Source organism: Ensifer sesbaniae (genome assembly GCF_013283665.1).
Classification (GTDB): domain Bacteria; phylum Pseudomonadota; class Alphaproteobacteria; order Rhizobiales; family Rhizobiaceae; genus Ensifer; species Ensifer sesbaniae.
The window spans coordinates 2,658,718-2,674,376 of sequence record NZ_JABEKU010000001.1 but is presented as its reverse complement, the minus strand read 5'-3'; the positions used below and the strand labels follow the sequence as shown (position 1 = coordinate 2,674,376).

Annotated in this window: 15 protein-coding genes; 10 read left to right on the top strand and 5 right to left on the bottom strand. The window is 64.2% G+C overall.

Translation table 11 applies throughout. From position 1 onward, the window contains the following. Positions 1-8 precede the first annotated feature (8 nt). The 6 genes from BHMPCIPO_RS13070 to BHMPCIPO_RS13045 all read left to right on the top strand — a co-directional run bounded on the left by BHMPCIPO_RS13070 (position 9) and on the right by BHMPCIPO_RS13045 (position 3,908). Positions 9-614: a glutathione S-transferase gene (locus BHMPCIPO_RS13070; protein ID WP_173517143.1), complete on the top strand. Its 606-nt coding sequence runs from the start codon at positions 9-11 to the stop codon at positions 612-614. After that, the gene (locus tag BHMPCIPO_RS13065) at positions 607-1,143 is read left to right on the top strand and encodes a dihydrofolate reductase (protein WP_173517142.1); all 537 of its coding nucleotides are present in this window, start codon (positions 607-609) and stop codon (positions 1,141-1,143) included. Before BHMPCIPO_RS13070 ends, BHMPCIPO_RS13065 begins: the two co-directional genes overlap by 8 nt. A gap of 155 nt (positions 1,144-1,298) precedes the next feature. Then, positions 1,299-2,402 (top strand): FtsH protease activity modulator HflK, encoded by a 1,104-nt coding sequence (gene hflK / locus BHMPCIPO_RS13060; protein ID WP_173517141.1) that lies wholly within the window; start codon positions 1,299-1,301, stop codon positions 2,400-2,402. After that, a complete protein-coding gene (gene hflC / locus BHMPCIPO_RS13055; RefSeq protein ID WP_173517140.1) occupies positions 2,399-3,322 on the top strand; it encodes a protease modulator HflC in 924 nt (307 codons plus the stop codon). Before hflK ends, hflC begins: the two co-directional genes overlap by 4 nt. 7 nt (positions 3,323-3,329) lie before the next feature. Then, a complete protein-coding gene (locus tag BHMPCIPO_RS13050; protein WP_173517139.1) occupies positions 3,330-3,515 on the top strand; it encodes a DUF2065 domain-containing protein in 186 nt (61 codons plus the stop codon). A 6-nt stretch (positions 3,516-3,521) separates the two neighbouring features. After that, positions 3,522-3,908, top strand: a complete 387-nt coding sequence (locus BHMPCIPO_RS13045) for an ACT domain-containing protein (protein ID WP_173517138.1) — start codon at positions 3,522-3,524, stop codon at positions 3,906-3,908. A 114-nt stretch (positions 3,909-4,022) separates the two neighbouring features. Here BHMPCIPO_RS13045 and BHMPCIPO_RS13040 read toward each other — a convergent pair whose 3' ends face one another. After that, positions 4,023-5,300 (bottom strand): MgtC/SapB family protein, encoded by a 1,278-nt coding sequence (locus tag BHMPCIPO_RS13040; RefSeq protein ID WP_173517137.1) that lies wholly within the window; start codon positions 5,298-5,300, stop codon positions 4,023-4,025. A 446-nt stretch (positions 5,301-5,746) separates the two neighbouring features. Between BHMPCIPO_RS13040 and BHMPCIPO_RS13035 the strand changes: the two genes are divergently transcribed. Both BHMPCIPO_RS13035 and BHMPCIPO_RS13030 read left to right on the top strand, forming a co-directional pair. Beyond that, complete coding sequence (locus BHMPCIPO_RS13035; RefSeq protein ID WP_246304314.1) at positions 5,747-7,270, top strand: DegQ family serine endoprotease; 1,524 nt, start codon at positions 5,747-5,749, stop codon at positions 7,268-7,270. Positions 7,271-7,866: 596 nt separating this feature from the next. Further along, entirely contained in the window at positions 7,867-8,769 is a 903-nt protein-coding gene (locus BHMPCIPO_RS13030; protein ID WP_173517136.1) for a LysR substrate-binding domain-containing protein, read from the top strand. Between the two features lie 218 nt (positions 8,770-8,987). On the opposite strand, the gene BHMPCIPO_RS13025 is transcribed toward BHMPCIPO_RS13030, so the two are convergent. Together BHMPCIPO_RS13025 and serB are read right to left on the bottom strand one after the other, a co-directional pair. Further along, on the bottom strand, positions 8,988-9,554 hold the full coding sequence (locus BHMPCIPO_RS13025; RefSeq protein WP_173517135.1) for a GNAT family N-acetyltransferase: 567 nt from the start codon (positions 9,552-9,554) through the stop codon (positions 8,988-8,990). After that, on the bottom strand, positions 9,551-10,438 hold the full coding sequence (serB, locus tag BHMPCIPO_RS13020; RefSeq protein ID WP_173517134.1) for a phosphoserine phosphatase SerB: 888 nt from the start codon (positions 10,436-10,438) through the stop codon (positions 9,551-9,553). The genes BHMPCIPO_RS13025 and serB overlap by 4 nt, the downstream gene beginning before the upstream one ends. Here serB and miaA point away from each other — a divergent pair. Next, positions 10,437-11,348 (top strand): tRNA (adenosine(37)-N6)-dimethylallyltransferase MiaA, encoded by a 912-nt coding sequence (miaA, locus tag BHMPCIPO_RS13015; RefSeq protein WP_173517133.1) that lies wholly within the window; start codon positions 10,437-10,439, stop codon positions 11,346-11,348. The two genes, serB and miaA, sit on opposite strands and share 2 nt — an antisense overlap. A 22-nt stretch (positions 11,349-11,370) precedes the next feature. Here the strand turns inward: miaA and BHMPCIPO_RS13010 are convergent, their stop codons facing one another. Both BHMPCIPO_RS13010 and BHMPCIPO_RS13005 read right to left on the bottom strand, forming a co-directional pair. Continuing rightward, complete coding sequence (locus tag BHMPCIPO_RS13010; protein WP_173517132.1) at positions 11,371-11,772, bottom strand: VOC family protein; 402 nt, start codon at positions 11,770-11,772, stop codon at positions 11,371-11,373. A 348-nt stretch (positions 11,773-12,120) separates the two neighbouring features. Continuing rightward, positions 12,121-14,193: an ATP-binding protein gene (locus tag BHMPCIPO_RS13005; RefSeq protein ID WP_173517131.1), complete on the bottom strand. Its 2,073-nt coding sequence runs from the start codon at positions 14,191-14,193 to the stop codon at positions 12,121-12,123. A gap of 348 nt (positions 14,194-14,541) precedes the next feature. Between BHMPCIPO_RS13005 and cax the strand changes: the two genes are divergently transcribed. Continuing rightward, positions 14,542-15,642 carry a calcium/proton exchanger gene (gene cax, locus BHMPCIPO_RS13000; RefSeq protein ID WP_173517130.1) on the top strand — a complete coding sequence of 367 codons (1,101 nt, stop codon included), beginning with the start codon at positions 14,542-14,544 and terminating at the stop codon, positions 15,640-15,642. Positions 15,643-15,659 lie beyond the last annotated feature (17 nt).

Here is a 15,659-nt window from a genome sequence, read left to right as displayed (position 1 = left end):
GGTATGATGTGCTCACACTGATCCATGCGCCCCTGTCGCGGTCGTCGCGCATCGTCTGGCTGCTCGAGGAACTGGGCGCCGAATACGAGATCCGTTACGTCTCGATCCGCCGCTGGGATGGCTCCGGCGCGCCAGACGACAACAATCCGCATCCGCACAAGCAGGTGCCGGCGCTGCTGCACAACGGCGCGCTGATCTGGGAGTCGGCGGCCGTCGTGCAATATCTCACCGATCTCTATCCCGATTGCAGCCTCGGCCGCCCGCCGGGCCACAAGGATCGCGGCGCCTACCTCTCCTGGCTTGCCTATTATGCCGGCGTGATCGAGCCGACGGCGCTCGCCCATATTTCCGGAGCCACCATCAACAATCCGGCCCAGGCACGGCTCTACAACGACATGTGCGCGCATGTGATCGACGTGCTCACCCGCCAGACCTATCTGCTCGGCGAGACGATGAGCGCGGCCGACCTGCTCTTGGCAAGCGCGCTGCAATGGATGCGCAAGATCCTGCCCGAGAGCACCGTGGTCGACCGCTACATTCGCGTGGTGACGGACCGGGCGGCCTATGACCGGGCACGGGAAATCGACAGCAAACCGAACGGATTCCATGACTGAGACGAAGAGCACACACCCGAAGATATCGATCGTCGTGGCGGTTGCCGCCAACGGCGTCATCGGCCGCGACGGCGATCTGCCCTGGCGGCTTTCGACCGACCTCAAGCGCTTCAAGGCGCTGACGATGGGCAAGCCCGTGATCATGGGGCGCAAGACCTGGGCTTCCCTGGGGCGACCGCTGCCCGGGCGCGCCAATATCGTCATCACCCGCAACGCAGATTTTGTCGCGGAGGGAGCGAGCGCCGTGCCGTCGCTCGAGGCTGCGATCGCGCTCGCGAAGCGTGAGGCTCAGGCGACGGGCGCCGACGAGATCTGTGTGATCGGCGGCGGCGAGATCTATCGCCAGTCGATCGGCATGGCCGATATCCTGCATGTGACCGAGGTGCAGGCGACGGTGGAGGGCAACACGCGCTTCCCGGATATCGACGCGCAAGTCTTCGAAAAGGTATACGAGGAAGACCTGCCGCAGGGCGAAAAGGACAGCCACGCCATGCATTTCGTCACCTTTAGGCGGCATGTGACGGCCTGATGCGCCGGATCGTCAACTATTTTGAACCATTTACGGTGAACTCGGTCCTATCGCGTTGAAAGCGGTGCGGGTGATACCTATAACGGTTTGACATCGTAGACGACCGTGCGGTGGCGCGGCCGTTTGGCGTGGGAAGTTTCAATAGAGAGGTTTTGATGCCCTGGAGCAATCAGAATGGCGGCGGCGGCCCGTGGGGCGGCGGCGGCGGCAATCAGGGGCCATGGGGCCAGGGGCCAAACCGGCCGCGCGGCAAGGGCGGCCCGCCGGATCTGGAAGAGATCATTCGCCGCGGCCAGGATCAGCTTAAGAACGTCGTTCCCGGCGGCTTCAACGGCGGCGTCTTTGCCATTGTCGGCCTGCTGATCGTCGGCTTCATCCTGATCAATTCGATCTACACCGTCCAGCCGGACGAGCGCGGCGTCGAGATGCGCTTCGGCAAGCCGAAGGACGAGATCTCGATGCCCGGGCTTCACTACCACTTCTGGCCGTTCGAGACCGTCGAGTTCGTGAAGATCACCGAGCAGCAGCAGAACATCGGCGGGCGCGGCAGCGGCCAGTCGAATTCCGGCCTGATGCTGACCGGCGACCAGAACATCGTCAACGTGCAGTTCTCGGTGCTGTTCTCGGTCACCGACCCGAAGGCCTATCTGTTCAACGTCGAGAACCCGTCCGACACGCTGCAGCGGGTGGCCGAAAGCGCCATGCGCGAGGTCGTCGGCCGCCGTCCGGCGCAGGACATCTTCCGTGACAACCGTCAGGCGATCGCCGCCGACGTGAAGAGTACGATCCAGGCGACGATGGACACCTACGGTGCCGGCGTTTCCGTCAACACGGTCGCGATCGAGGATGCGGCGCCACCGCGCGAAGTGGCCGACGCCTTCGACGAGGTGCAGCGCGCCGAACAGGACGAGGACCGCTTCGTCGAAGAAGCCAACCAGTATGCCAACCAAGTACTCGGCAAGGCCCGCGGTCAGGGCGCGCAGATCCGCGAAGAGGCAGCCGCCTACAAGGGCCGCGTCGTCAAGGAAGCACAGGGTGAGGCGCAGCGCTTCATCTCCGTTTACGACGAATATTCCAAGGCGCCCGACGTCACCCGCAAGCGCCTTTATCTCGAAACGATGCAGGGCGTTCTCGGCAAGTCGAAGAAGGTGATCATCGACGAGAAGAACGGGCAGGGCGTTCTACCCTATCTGCCGCTGAACGAAATCGGCCGTCCTGCCCAGTCGGGAGCAGCAGCACAGTCGGGAGCAGCACAGTGATCAACAATCGTACCTCAATCATCCTGATCCTGCTCGCCTTCGTCTTTGTCGGTCTCTATTCCTCGATCTTCGTGGTCAACGAGCGCCAGCAGGCGATCGTCGTGCGCTTCGGCGAGATCCAGGACGTCAAGCGCGAGCCGGGCCTCTACTTCAAGCTGCCCTTCGCCTTCATGGATGCCGATCGTGTCCAATATGTCGAAGACCAGGCTCTGCGCTTCGACCTCGACAACATCCGTGTCCAGGTCTCGGGCGGCAAGTTCTACGAGGTCGACGCCTTCGTGATCTACAAGATCGCCGATCCCCGCCGCTTCCGCGAAACCGTTTCGGGCGACCGCGACTCGGCCGAAGCCCGGTTGCGCACCCGTCTCGACGCATCGCTGCGTCGCGTCTACGGTCTGCGTGGCTTCGAAGCGGCGCTGTCCGACGAGCGCGCATCGATGATGCGGGAGGTTCGCGCCGATCTGAAGACCGACGCCGAATCGCTTGGGCTCAGCATCGCGGACGTTCGCATCCGTCGCACCGACCTGACGCAGGAGGTCTCGCAGCAGACCTACGACCGCATGAAGGCGGAGCGTCTGGCGGAAGCCGAACTGATCCGCGCCCGCGGCAACGAAGAGGGCCAGCGCCGTCGCGCCATCGCCGACCGCCAGGTCGTCGAGATCGTCGCCGACGCCCAGCGCGATTCGGAAATCCTGCGCGGTGAGGGCGAAGCCGAACGCACGAAGACCTTTGCCGACGCCTTTGCGCGCGACCCGCAGTTCTTCGAATTCTACCGCTCTATGGCGGCCTATACCCAGTCGATCGGTAGCGCGGACACGACGCTCGTGCTTTCGCCGCATTCGGAATTCTTCCGTTATTTCAACGAGTCCACGGGCGCTGCACCGGCCGGTCCCGCGCCGCAACCAACGACTGGGAACTAGGCGAGAGATGTCAGATTTCCTGATGGGAATCGCGTTCTTCCTGATCATCGAGGGGCTAGTGTACGCACTGGCCCCTTTGGTTTTGGTGGAAATGGCGAAGCGTTTGCCGTATGTCCCCGAACATCAGCTTCGACTGGCGGGGGTCGTTTCCGTGGCTGCCGGGGTCGGACTTGTATGGTTGCTTCGAGGATAATGCGAAATGCCACATAAACTGCTGATCCGGCTGGTCGATGCCGAATACGCCATCACCCGCCTCAATATCGGCTCCAGCATACCCGAATGGTTGCCGGGGCCAGGCTTCTGGACCGTATCGAGCTCGCGCGAAGAAATGACGCTGGTCTGCCGTGCCGCCCGCGTGCCTTCCAACGTCCAGAGTTCGCTCGGCTGGCGCTGCTTCCGTGTCGAACAGCATTTTGCCTTCGATGTACCCGGTGTACTGTCTTCCGTGCTCCGGCCGCTTTCGGCCGCCGGCGTCGGCGTCTTCGCCAACTCGACCTTCAGCACCGACTACGTCTTTGTTGCCGGTTCCGATCTCGACAAGGCGGTCCAGGCCTTGAAGGAACACGGGCACGACCTCACCACCTGAGCGAGAGAGCGGCGTGCGTTCGTACAAAGGACGCTCTGCTTGCTAAATCGTTGCCGATTTAAGGATAAGACCTTTGCGCGTCTGATAAGGCGCGCGGCGTTGTCAGAAAAGTGCTCAGGTTACCGGCAAGATGGAACCCAGGATGAAATGGGCGAGCGCGCCCGCCGCGATTGCAACCAGCGTCGCCAGGGCGAGCGTGATCGCGTAGGGGCCTTTGCCGCCAGCGGTGAAGGCCAGGACGACTTTCGTCAACAGATTGACGACCACCGCGATCAGGATCGCGGTCACAGCAGTGGCGATGTCGACGGTCGTCCCAGTAAGCTGCGCCGTTGAGAGCGTGATAGCGTCGAGATCCATCAGGCCAGATACCGCGGCGACGACAAAGAGCATGGTCTGGCCGATCCTGTCGACCAATACCTTCGACACCACGATCACGCCACCGAGCAGGGCGCCGAAGCGCAGCACTTCGCCAAGTTCGAATGGATTTTCCAGCTGAAGATCCGGCGCGTCCTGCTTTTCATCGCTGCGGAAGACGATCATGGCACTGGCTGCCAGAAAGACCAGCACGGCCGGCGTCAATGCAATCGCCAGCGGTAGGAGGAGGACGGGTGCCAACGCGGCCGCGATGACGCCGACGCGGATAAGCGACAGGGCCCCGGCGATCGCAGCGCCGGACGCCAGCTGTCGGGCACTCTTCGGCGCCTCGGCGGCAAAGCGGGCAAAGGTAAGTGTCAGCGCCGTGGAGGAGGCCAGTCCGCCGGCGGCACCGGCAAACAGGATCCCGCGGCTGGGCCCGGCAACCCGGATGGCGACATAACCGGCAAACGAGATGGCGGCGATCGTGATTGTCAGAAGCCACAACTCGAAGGGGTTCAGCACATCCCAGGGGTCGACGGTCTCATTTGGCAGGAGCGGCAGCGCCACCAACGTCATGGCGAGAAGAACGAGGGCTGCCCGGACCTCCAGCCAGGTCAATTGCCGCAGAAAACCATGCAGGCTGCGTTTGGCCGCAAGCAGTGCCGTGGTCGCGACCCCGCCGGCCGCGGCGAGCCGCAAGTCGCCGAGAACGGCCAGCGCACCCAGCGCGAAAACGACAAAACTCGCGACGACGGTCGTTACGCCATAGTCATCCGCTTCCTTCGCCTCGCGCTGTCTGAAAATGATGAAGGCAGCGCCATAGAGCAACAGCAGCACCGCCGGCACGACGGGGCCGGAGAGCGTCTGGAGATAGCCGGCAAGCCCGCCGAGGAAACCCGAGAGCCCAAACGTGCGGATGCCCGCGGTTCGACCGCCGGATGGCTCGTCACGCTCCTGCCAACCTCGCTCGCAGCCCACGAGCAGGCCGATTGCGAGCGACACACCGAGGCGTGGGAAGATATCGACAAAGTCCATGCGTAAAGGATAGGCTTCCTGCTCAGCTGGACAAGGTCCGCCCCAGATCGGCCATCTATCCCGCCACCAGCGACTTGCTGCAGCACTTGCGCCGGGATCAGGAAATCGTGTTTGGACGCTTCCGAATTCCGCCTTATCTTCAGATAAGATCGGATGTTGACCGGTTTGCGGATTGCGTCGACGGTTCGTACCGCATAAGCGTTCCTGCCGGTTCCGATCGACGCAGAATTATGCGAAGAATCAAAGTCCTATGGCGTCTCAACGCCGTAGGCGAGAGCGGGATGAGGAAAGGTGCATGTGGTTTTCCGCCCGGATCCCGCTCTAACTTATGACAAACGATCACGCTATGATCATGGGTCGGTTGGACCTGAGATCATCGGGATCCAGGAAAGGTGGCGGCCAGGAGAACCGGCCGATCATCGCGCATCGAGAGGAGCCTAAGCGACTTGTCCACGCGTACGAAATCCCGAGCTTATTCGCTTGGCACCTCCTTGGGCATTCTGGCGCTCGCAGGCGCGCTTGCCTTCAGCAATACGGCACTCGCCCAGACGGCCGCGGTACGCCCGCCGACCAACGGTCCGGCTTCCGTTGCCGATCTCGCCGCCGGCCTGCTCGACGCGGTCGTCAACATCTCGACCTCGCAGAAGGTCAAGAACGACGACGATGCGCCGACGCCGCAGGTGCCGGAGGGCTCGCCCTACCAGCCCTATTTCGACGAGTTCTTCAAAGGGCAGGGTGGCCAGGGTAACCGCCAGCGCACCGTCGATTCCCTCGGCTCCGGCTTCGTCATCGACCCGACCGGCTACATCGTCACCAACAACCATGTGATCGAAGGCGCCGACGATATCGAGATCATCTTTGCCAATGGCAGCAAGCTGAAGGCCAAGCTCGTCGGCAAGGATACCAAGACCGACCTGGCCGTGCTGAAGGTCGAGCCGAAGGCGCCACTGAAGGCGGTGGCCTTCGGCGATTCCCGCAAGATGCGCATCGGCGACTGGGTGATGGCGATCGGCAATCCGTTCGGGCTCGGCGGTTCGGTTTCCGTCGGCATCATTTCGGCGCGCGGCCGCAACATCAATGCCGGCCCCTATGACAACTTCATCCAGACGGACGCGGCGATCAACCGCGGCAACTCCGGCGGGCCGCTGTTCAACATGGCCGGCGAAGTGATCGGCATCAACACCGCGATCATCTCGCCCTCCGGCGGCTCGATCGGCATTGGCTTCTCGGTGCCGACGGAGCTTGCCGTCAATGTCGTGCTGCAGCTCAAGGATTTCGGCGAGACCCGGCGCGGTTGGCTCGGGGTCCGCATCCAGCCGGTGAACGACGATATCGCCGAGAGCCTGAAAATGGGTACGGCGCGCGGCGCGCTCGTCTCCGGCATCATCGAAGGCGGGCCGATCGCCCATGGCGAGATCAAGGCCGGCGACGTCATCGTCAAGTTCGATGGCCGCGACGTCACCGAGGTGCGCGACCTGCAGCGTGCCGTTGCCGAAAGCCCCGTGGGCAAGGCGGTCGACGTGGTCGTGGTGCGTGACGGCAAGGAGCAGACGGTCAAGGTCACCCTCGGTCGCCTGGAGGACGGCAGTGAAGTTGCCAGCGCGCCGGCGGCGACGACCGACGACGAGACGCAGAAGCCGGACAAGCCCGAGGCCGCCCCGCTGCCGGCGACCGACGTCGTGCTCGGCATGAAGCTTGCGACGCTGAATGAGGAGACGCGCAAGAGATACGGCATTGCCGACGACGTGGATGGCGTTGTCATTACCGAGGTCTCGCCGAATTCGGCGGCGGCGGAACGGCGCATCGAGCCGGGCGACGTCATCGTCGAGGTCGGGCAGGAGGCAATGGACACGCCTGACGACGTTGCCCAACGGGTCGAGGAACTGAAATCGAACGGCCGGCGCAATGCGCTGCTGATGCTCTCCAGCAAGACGGGCGAACTGCGCTTCGTCACGGTGGGGGTGGAGTAGGGCTGCCGCGATGATTTGCGGCCGCGGCATCTGTGTGGTGTCGCGGTGCCCTGACGGCGCGATGGGCAATTGCTGAGTCTTTTCAGGTCCATCGCCTGGTGGGCTGACAAGCAGAATCCGCTTCTTCAGGTTTTGATTCAAGCTCCCGGTCGCCGCGCCCGTTCGGAAAGCGACGTCCGGTCCGGCTATCTTCTGCCCGAACTCTCCATTCTTGGACGGGCGGTGGCCGGGCACGTCCGCTCGCCCCGCGGGCGGGGAGGGCTACGGCGTGGCGCGTCTTTTGAGACGCGCAAAGGTCGCTGTAGCGCTTTGATTTGCTGCATGTCCTTGTCCTTAAATCGAGGTCGATTTGAGGAGACATGCAGGCAAGTCCGGAGGGTGTCACGTTTGATGTCAGCAGTCGTCGTCACTCGCCGACCGTGCCGGCTTGTAGGGTGCCTTTTGCGCTGGCTGGAAGGTCACCAGCCGCAGGGCTTCGAACAGGATTTCGATGATCGCAAGCATGGCTGAACCTCCTTCCGGGTTCCCATTTCACCGCACTTGCCCGCGCCCCTCAAACGAGTTTACTATCGCTCTCGGATGACTTGAGGTTATGCATGAAGCGCGGCCGCTTGCCCCTGACAGCGTTGCGGAGTTTCGAGGCGGCCGGGCGACTCGAAAGCTTCACGCTGGCTGCCGCCGAGCTTTTCGTCTCGCAGGCGGCGATCAGCCGGCAGGTGCGCGAGCTCGAGGATTTGATCGGCCGGCCGCTGTTCGAGCGGCATCACCGCAGCGTCCGCCTGACCGCCGATGGCCGCGCCCTGCTCGGCGTGTTGACGGCGGCGTTCGACATGGTGGGCGAGCGCCTCGACATGCTCTCGGGGTGGCGGCTCTCGCAGACCCTGAAGGTCAGCGCCGAGCCGTCTTTCGCCGGCTGCTGGCTGGTGCCGCATCTGCAGGAGTTCCAGGAGGCGCATCCGGAGATCGATCTGATGATCGATGCCGATACCCGGCTGGTCGAGTTTCGCGGCGGCGATGCGGATATCGCCATCCGCCACAGCGCTACCGCCCGTTCCTGGCCGCGGGTCGAGGCGCGACCCTTGGCGAAGGTCGAGATGTTCCCGGTGATCGCGCCGGCGCTGGCCGCCGCCGGAAGGCCGCTCGATCGGCCCGAAGACCTGTTGCAGCACGCGCTGTTGCACGAGGAAAACTGGCAGCTTTGGGAACAATGGTTCGCGGCCGCCGGCGCCGACCCGGTCAAGCTGGAGCGCGGCGCCATCTTTGCTGATGGTTCGATGGTGCTGCAGGCGACGCTCAGGGGCAGCGGCGTCGGGCTGATCGACCGCGACCATGCGCGCGACGACATCGCCGCCGGCCGGTTGATCCAGCCCTTCGACGTGTCGGTGCCCTTTGGCGCGTTCTTTCTCGTGGTGCGGCGCTTCGAGGCGCTGTCGGACGCGGCGCAGGCCTTTGTCGCATGGGTCGAGCGGAGATATCCGGGGGCGGGGCGGGAGAGGTGAGGCGGGGTATCGGGCGGATGGGGATCGGCCGCAACGCATGCCCCTCATCCGGCTGCCGCCACCTTCTCCCCGCTCGCGGGGAGAAGGACGTAATCAGCGAGCGCCCGGCATTCCTCAACGTTGAAGTGGGCAGGCGCCTTGCTGCTGGCAGATCTCTCCCCGCGTGCGGGGAGAGATGTCCGGCAGGACAGGGAGGGGCTACGCCAAATGGCCGATTGTTAAGCGCCAGCCCTAAAACGCCACTCGCTGGCGCTGATGGCGTAGAGCACATGGCGTAGCAGTGCCGGCTGGTCGACGGGAACGCGGGGGTGGTCGAAGTCGCGGTTCATGTCGCAGCGCATGCCTAGCCGTTGCATCACCGCCGTCGAGCGAGTGTTGGCGGCGACGGCGAAGGAAACGATCTCGCCCAGACCTTTTTCCTCGAAGCCGTAACGCAGTAAATCGGAGGCAGCTTCGGTGACATAGCCTTTGCCCCAAAAGGGAACCGCCAACCGCCAGCCGATCTCGACCGTGCCATCGGGAAAGTGCGGTTCCAGATCCGTCAAGGCAAGGCCGCAGAAGCCGATCGGGCGGTCGTCGGCCCTCAGCGCTATGGCGAAGAAACCGAGGCCGGTTTCGGCGATGCCGCGGCCGACACGATCGAAGAGCGCGTCCGCCTCCGCGCGATTGCGGCGGAAGGGAAAGAATTCCATGACCTTGGCGTCGCTGTTGATCTCGAAGAAGAGATCGCGATCGCTGTCCTTCCAGGCGCGAATGCGCAGCCGGTCGGTCTCTGAGATGATCATCCGACGAAGTCCGTCTTGCGATAGCCCTGGAGATAGAGAAGGGCGGTCAGGTCGCCGTGGTCGATGCGAACCTTGGCCTGTTCGGCGACCACGGGCTTGGCGTGCAGTGCGACGCCGGTGCCGGCGAGCTGGATCATGCCGAGATCGTTGGCGCCATCGCCGACGGCGAGGGCTTCGCCCGTCGAGATGCCGAGGCGAGCGGCGATGTCGATGAGGGCATCAACCTTGGCCTGTTTGCCGAGAATGGGGTTGGCGACCTCGCCGGTCAGGATACCCGCTTCGGCAAGCAGCGTGTTGGCGCGGTTCTCGTCGAAGCCGAGCATCTTGGCGATCGGCCCAGTGAAGACGGTGAAGCCGCCGGAGACGAGCGCGGTGTAGTGGCCCTTGCTCTTCATCGTCGCGATCAGTTGTCGCCCGCCTGGCGTCAGCGTGATGCGCTTGGCGATCACCTCGTCGACGACGCTGAGCGGCAGGCCCTTCAGCAGTGCGACGCGTTCGATCAGGGCCGGCTCGAAGGCGATCTCGCCGTTCATGGCGCGGGCGGTGATGGCCGCCACCTTATCCTTGAGGCCGACTTCGGCGGCCAGTTCGTCGATGCATTCCTGACCGATCATCGTCGAATCCATGTCGGCGATCAGCAATTTCTTGCGGCGGCTCTCGGCGTCCTGCACGGCGACGTCGATGGCAGCGGTGCCGATTTCGGCACGCAGCAGCGCTTCGGCCGCATCCGGATCGGTGCCGTCGGTCAGCGCGATGTCGCAGGCGACGCCATCGGCCAACCAGTAGAGGCCGGACGCCTCGACGGCATCGGCAGCCGCTTCCGCGAGCGCGGGCGTCAGAACAGGATTTGACGGATTGGCGATAAGCGTGGCAACGAGAGCCATGGACAATAACCTTGAAACCGAGAGCGACGCGATCCTGATAACCGGGCCGACGGCCAGCGGCAAGTCTGCGCTTGCCGTCGAGCTGGCGCGCCGGCATGACGGCGTGGTCGTCAATGCCGACAGCATGCAGGTCTATGACACGCTGCGGCTGCTGACGGCGCGACCCGACGATCGGGATATGGGCGGCGTGGAACACTACCTCTACGGCCATGTGCCAGCGGCCGCGGCCTATTCCACCGGCGCCTGGGTGCGTGAGGCGCAGGCGCTCGTTGCCAGGCTCAGGCAGGAGGGGCGGCTGCCGGTCTTCGTCGGCGGCACCGGGCTCTATTTCAAGGCGTTGACCGGTGGCCTCTCGGACATGCCCGAGATCCCGGCCGCGATCCGCGAGCGTCTGCGTGAACGGCTGAAGGCGGAAGGGCCTGAAGCGCTGCATCGCGCGCTGAGTGCCGAGGACCCGGAAACGGCGGCGACGTTGAACGTCGGCGACGGCCAGCGGATCGCCCGCGCGCTCGAAGTGGTGGAGGCGACCGGCAGGCCGATCCGCTTCTTCCAGCGGCAGAACGGCCCCATGATCGTCGATCCGGACCGGGCGGAAAAATACGTGGTTCTGCCGGAGCGCAAGCTCCTGCACGATCGCATCAACCGCCGCTTCGCACTGATGCTTGCCGGCGGCGCGATCGATGAAGTGCGGGCGCTGCTTTCGCTCGACCTGCCGCCGGAAATGCCCGTCATGAAGGCGATCGGCGTCAGCCAGATCGCGGCACTTTTGAGGGGCGAACTGGGCGAGGCCGAGGTGATCGAGATGGGTGCCGCTGCCACGCGTCAATATGCCAAGCGCCAGATGACCTGGTTTCGCAACCAACTCGACGAGAGCTGGCGGCGCATCGAGAGCGCCGAGGCGGTGCTGTAGGGCAGGCGGCGGCCAGGATGGCTCAGTCGGCGAGGTTCAACTGCCAGGACACGCCGAAGCGGTCGTTGACCCAGGTAAAGCGCTGGCTGAATCCGTAATTGTCGAGCGGCATCAGCACGGTACCGCCCTCGGCCAGCATGGTCGCGAGCGTGATGATCTCGTCCTCGCTCTGGCATTCGACGAAGAAAGAGAAGGACGGGGTAAAATCGAAGGCGTGCTTGATGGGGCTGTCGATGCACCTGACCCTCTGTGCGCCGAGCCGGAAGAGTGCGACCTTGATGCTGCCTTCAGGGCCCTGTTCGCCCGGGCCGTAGTGCTCGATCTCCAGGACCTCGGCATTCGGGAACAGCGAGATGTAGAAGGCCATGGCCTGCTCCGCCACGCCATCCTGAAACATCAAAAAAGGGGTAACGCTTGCGACCATGGCGGCCTCCTCACTCCACTTTCGTCGATTGCTTGAAGATCCGCCGGCTCTCCGCGCCACAGGATCGCGCAGACCAACGGCGCGGCGTCGTAAAGGTTCCGTGGCATTCCAAGGAGTCTTTTGCCGCCGAGCAAATGAGGAATCGCGGCTTGGTCGACAGGGGATCACGAGACAATCATAACCTGTATTCTAACGGCGGCCCAATTTCCCCGACAAGGCCAGGTGCGCGCCAGCATGGCCCCGCGTGAGCGCTAACGCGTCGCGACCCTCGGATTCGCTCCTTGCGCTTAAGTCTTTGATATTTCGCATATCGTTATCGCAAAACCGCGCACTTTTGCGCGACTTGCGTTAGGTCTTGCGGATGATGCTGCCGAGCGGCCGCTTCAGCAGGCTTTCCCGGAGCGACCCTTCGCGGGGTCGGTCGCCGGCGGCCGGGGTGCCGGGGCCGGTCGGCGCCGCCGCTCCGAAGCGGGGCGCTGGCTGCTCGGCCGCGGGCTTTTCGTTCAGAAGCTGTTGGCGGATCTGGTTGAAGCGCTCCAGCTCGGGATTGGGGGAAATGGTGCTGCGTGGAAGCATGTCCGGGCGGTAGGGCTCGACAGCCAGAGCCGAGTCCGCGAAGCCTTGCTCCGTCTCGCTTGCGGATCCGGCCCCGAGTTCGCTGTCCCAGAGACGCTCTTCGCTGCCGGTCGACGCTGCCATGTAGCTCTGCTGGAAGGAGGAAATATCCGGCCCGTTGATCGCCCGCATGCGGCTGACGATCGAACGCAGATCGACGGTTGGCGGCGCATCCTCGTCGATCCGGTCGACGATGCCGTGGGCGCGCGGCAGGCGCTCTTCGGAGACGCGGGAAAAGCGCATGCGCATCGGCACCGCGACGGCCTCACCGAAGGCGATCGCTTCGCCGTTGCCGATCGAGGAGATGAAGCTGGTGGTCGAGGTCGAGGAGTTCGGAATGGCCGAACGGATGATCTCCTGGTCGCGGTCGTTGGCAAGCCGCATGGCAAACACCGTCGAGCATTGCGAAAGGATCGTCGGGTCGAGCTCGCCGGGGCGCTGGGTGATGACGCCGAGCGAGACGCCGTATTTGCGGCCCTCCTTGGCGATGCGGGCAATCGCCTGGCGGGTCGGCAGGAAGCCGAGCGAGGGATCGGCCGGCACGTAGCGGTGCGCCTCCTCACAGACGACGAGCATATGAATGCCGCCATTGCTCCACAGGCCGATTTCGAAGGCCATGCGGCAGAGCACCGAAGCGACGGAATTGACGACTTCCGAGGGAATGCCGGCAAGCTCGAAGGTGGCGATCGGCTTCCCATCGCCGGGAATGCGGAAGATCTTGGCGATCGTGTCCTGGATGGTGTCGGTAATGGTGTTCGAGGAGAACATGAAATGGTAGCGCGGATCGTTGATCGCCGAGACGATCTTGACCTTGAGGGAACGCAGATGCGGCTTGTCGTTGCGCCCCTCGAGCCTGCCGATGCGTTCGTCGATCAGGGCCAGGAGGTCGGCGATGCGGTAGGGCACCGGTGTATCCGCGGTGATCGAGCTTTTCTCGGTCTGGCGCCGCATGAGGCTGGATTCGCCTCCCCGGAAAGCCTTCTTCGCTTCGGGAATGATGTCGCGCAGCATGTCGAGCTCGTCCGGCGGCGCCGGGCGGCCGCGGAAGATCACCTCGGCAAATTCCTCGAGGCGGAAGAACCAGAAGGGCAGGTCGAGCGTGTCGGTGTCGATGACGACCGCAAGCTCCGGGAAGGCGGCGGCGAACTCGTTGTGCGGGTCGAGGATCAGCACGCGCAGCTTCGGATCGGAGGCGATCGCCTTGTTGAGCAAGAGCGTGACCGCGGTCGATTTGCCGACGCCGGTCGTGCCGACGATGGCGAAGTGCTTGGCGAGCATCGAGGGGACGTGGATCGTCGCGTCGAGGCTTTCATCCTGGGTGAGCTTGCCGATGATGCAGCTATCGCTGCGGCCGGAATCGTAGATGCGGGCAAGGTCGGCAGCGCGAATGCGGTGCACGAGGGCGCCGAGATAGGGATATTGGCTGATGCCGGCGGAAAACTCCTCGCGTCCATCGGGCCCGATGTGGACCTCGCCCATCAACTCGACTTCGATGCGGAAGGTGTTGTTGGCTTCCTCGCCCCATTCGGCCGAGGCGGTCTGCATCGAATAGACCAGAGCCACGACACGGTTTCTGCCGACGGAAATCGAGATCAGCCGCCCGACCGACCAAAGTTCGGTCAGCGACGTCTCGCCGTTTTCGGCGACGGCCGCGATGGTGGCGCGCGCGCCGTTGCACGCAACGACACGCCCCAGGAACCGGTTGCCGGGCTTCAGCCCGTCACGGCGATCCTGCTCTCCTGCGCGGATCGAGGAATGAAGTTCATTGTTCAGCAACGCAAAACCCCCGGCATCACAGCCGCTCATGTTAGCCGGGGGGATTTAACAAGTGGTTTCGCGGAGCTGCAGGCGGAGTAGTACGGGCTGACGCGGCTCTCGAAGACTGGCGTCCGCCATTTACAGGACGCGGCGTCTGCCTCATCGCGCGTTGTCTCTGAGATCTCGCTTCCTCGCTGGTGCTGCGCGCCGAGCCGCCGAAGCCGATCGGGCGGGCGCCGGTCCAACGTGTGACTTGATCAAAGTCAATGCGGTCCCGTGCCCCATACGGAATAGTCGCTGGTGACCAACCGCATTCGTCGCTCTCCCGGCCGATCGGACGACCGTGAGGCGTGTGCAGATCACCGGCGCCTGCGGGGTTGGCGAGGGGGAACGATTATGGCCAATGCGTTTGAATATGTTCGCCGGACACCCATTCTGTGGCTGCTCGTTTTCGTGCCCGTGGCAATCGCGGGAGAGCATATCTGGCCCGGCGCACACACCTTGCTCTTCCTCTTGTCGGTGGCCGCGATCGTGCCGCTTGCGGCGCTTCTCAGCCAGGCGACGGAGGCGGTCGCGGCACGAACCGGCGATACGATCGGTGCTCTCCTCAACGCCACGCTCGGCAACCTGACGGAACTCGTCATCGCGCTGATGGCGCTCAATGCCGGCCAGTACCTGCTGGTCAAGGCATCGATCGCCGGTGCGATCGTCACCAACACGCTGTTCATGCTGGGCGGCGCATTTCTCTTCGGCGGACTGCGCTACCATCTCCAGGAGTTCAACCGGGTGAATGCACGCTTCCAGGCGAGTCTCCTGTTCCTGGCGACCGTCGCCGTGCTGGTGCCATCGCTGATCGGCAGTGCCGACGGCCTGCCGGAAACCGCCTTTACCCAGCAGCTGAGCGCCGGTCTCTCCATCGTGCTGATCGTCGTCTATGGGCTCTGGATGCTGTTTTCGCTCCGCACCCACCGCGAGCTCTTCACCTCTGCCGGCTCCGAGCATGGCGAGGATGGCGTGCACTGGCCGCTGGCGACGGGCATCGGCGTGCTGCTGGCGGTCACGGTACTCGTGGCGCTGGTCAGCGAGGTCTTCGTGGGATCGGTGCAAGTGGCTGCCGAGGAGCTCGGCATGACGCCGGCTTTCGTCGGCTTCGTCGTGGTCGCCCTTGTCGGCGCCGCCGCCGAAATTGCGACGGCCTTCTCGGCGGCGCGCAAGGACCGGCTCGATTTGAGCGTCGGCGTCGCGCTCGGCAGCGCGGCCCAGATCGCGCTCTTCGTCGCGCCGCTGCTGGTTCTCCTGAGCTACGTGATCGGCCCGCGGCCGATGGACCTGCAACTCTGGCCGGGCGCGGTGGTCATGATGCTGATCGCGACCATGGCAGCGACGCTGCTTTCCAACAGCGGTCGCTCGGCCTGGTACATGGGCGTTCTGGCGCTGACGGTCTATGTGATTTTCGGCATGACGCTGTTTCTGCTGCCGCCGCAAGTGCAGCCGTGAGGCGGTGTTAACGGCCG

Coding starts and splice junctions, on each gene's coding strand:
- BHMPCIPO_RS13065 (WP_173517142.1), top strand. CDS start 607: ATGACTGAGACGAAGAGCACACACCCGAAGATATCGATCGTCGTGGCG.
- hflK (WP_173517141.1), top strand. CDS start 1,299: ATGCCCTGGAGCAATCAGAATGGCGGCGGCGGCCCGTGGGGCGGCGGC.
- BHMPCIPO_RS13050 (WP_173517139.1), top strand. CDS start 3,330: ATGTCAGATTTCCTGATGGGAATCGCGTTCTTCCTGATCATCGAGGGG.
- BHMPCIPO_RS13045 (WP_173517138.1), top strand. CDS start 3,522: ATGCCACATAAACTGCTGATCCGGCTGGTCGATGCCGAATACGCCATC.
- BHMPCIPO_RS13040 (WP_173517137.1), bottom strand. CDS start 5,300: ATGGACTTTGTCGATATCTTCCCACGCCTCGGTGTGTCGCTCGCAATC.
- BHMPCIPO_RS13030 (WP_173517136.1), top strand. CDS start 7,867: ATGAAGCGCGGCCGCTTGCCCCTGACAGCGTTGCGGAGTTTCGAGGCG.
- BHMPCIPO_RS13025 (WP_173517135.1), bottom strand. CDS start 9,554: ATGATCATCTCAGAGACCGACCGGCTGCGCATTCGCGCCTGGAAGGAC.
- miaA (WP_173517133.1), top strand. CDS start 10,437: ATGGACAATAACCTTGAAACCGAGAGCGACGCGATCCTGATAACCGGG.
- serB (WP_173517134.1), bottom strand. CDS start 10,438: ATGGCTCTCGTTGCCACGCTTATCGCCAATCCGTCAAATCCTGTTCTG.
- BHMPCIPO_RS13010 (WP_173517132.1), bottom strand. CDS start 11,772: ATGGTCGCAAGCGTTACCCCTTTTTTGATGTTTCAGGATGGCGTGGCG.
- BHMPCIPO_RS13005 (WP_173517131.1), bottom strand. CDS start 14,193: ATGAGCGGCTGTGATGCCGGGGGTTTTGCGTTGCTGAACAATGAACTT.
- cax (WP_173517130.1), top strand. CDS start 14,542: ATGGCCAATGCGTTTGAATATGTTCGCCGGACACCCATTCTGTGGCTG.